Annotated in this window: 1 protein-coding gene; it reads right to left on the bottom strand. The window is 53.6% G+C overall.

Features of this window, described 5'->3' with window-relative positions; translation table 11 throughout:
- Positions 1 to 1272, bottom strand: a 1272-nt coding sequence (gene tssI / locus CKY02_RS23065) for a type VI secretion system tip protein TssI/VgrG (RefSeq protein ID WP_240002133.1), incomplete at both ends; no start/stop codon positions are given.

Here is a 1272-nt window from a genome sequence, read left to right as displayed (position 1 = left end):
TCATCGTTCTGCCCAGCCCATCGGTTTTACCGGAAAGGGTCTGACCGCCAGCGGTGGTAATGGTATAGCGGGTATGAGCCACTTCTGTTTGCTGGTCATGGCCTATCTGCGTGGTTTTATCCCAGAGGATCTGCGTTTTCATATTCCGTTGAGCATGAATAAACACTTCCTCGCTGCCTCTTTCATCCTCAAAACGCAGTTCATTAAATCCCTGTCCTCCGCGAGTCCGGGTTTTAAAGGTGGTACGGGTTTTCTCCAGCGGTAAATCAAGCGGCGGACGGTTGAGGCCATTGTAGGTACACCCCGTCACGATCGGGCGGTCGATATCGCCGTTGAGATAGCTGACGATCACCTCCTGCCCGACGCGCGGTATCGCCATAAAACCGAAACCGTTGCCGTTCCAGCCCTGGGCCACCCGTACCCAGCAAGACGCGAGGTCGTCCGCTTTATCGTAACGGTTCCAGTGGAAATGGATGCGTATCGCGCCGTGTTCGTTCACATAAATCTCTTCGCTTCCCGGCCCGACCACCGTGGCGACTTCATCACCGTCCGCCAGCGGTTTGTAGCGGTAAGGGGGTCGCCAGTCCTGTCGCCCGGGAATAAAGGCGACCTCGTTGGTCAGGGTGGTCCCTTCGCCGCCGTCGTTTGACGCGACAGGTTGCTGCCCATAATGCGTGACAGACAGCACCTGCCAGCGGTCGTTCATGGCCTCTATGGGATGGGATTGCAGGGTAAAAATTTTGCCCGGACGAAGCAGGATACAGTTGGTTTTGGCGGTACCGACTTTGCTGTAGTTTTGTAACTGTTCCAGCCTCAGTTGGGTAAACGGTTTTCCTTCCGCATCCCACTGGAAACGCCCGTAACTTTCAAACACCGAATGGTGCCCGCTATCGTCGGTTGTCTCCCGGTGTTCAAGTGCGTAGTTGGGGTTAAGAAAGTTACGATCTTTCTGGACCGTGCCATTCGAACACAGGTATTCGCCATAACTCCACTGGTATGCGGTAGTATCTGTCTCGTCCGTTTCAGGATGCGTATTGTAAGTCAGATCGATACCCGCCCGCATGCCCAGATAGCAATCACAGAACAACAGCTGTTTTTCATCAAACCAGAAAATAATGCCCTCTTCCGCCGCCAGTCGGCACCAGAAATCATAGGCGGATTCGCGTTTTTGCGTGGTGTATTCCCGTTCGGCATGGCGTTTATAGAGCGTATCGCGGGTAAATAAAATACGATGCTCTTTCAGCAGGATCGTTAAGATTTCCGGTACGGACT

Source organism: Photorhabdus bodei, from assembly GCF_003287735.1.
GTDB classification, from domain to species: domain Bacteria; phylum Pseudomonadota; class Gammaproteobacteria; order Enterobacterales; family Enterobacteriaceae; genus Photorhabdus; species Photorhabdus kayaii.
The sequence above is the reverse complement of the archived record's forward strand: the minus strand, read 5'-3'. Positions and strand labels throughout refer to the sequence as shown.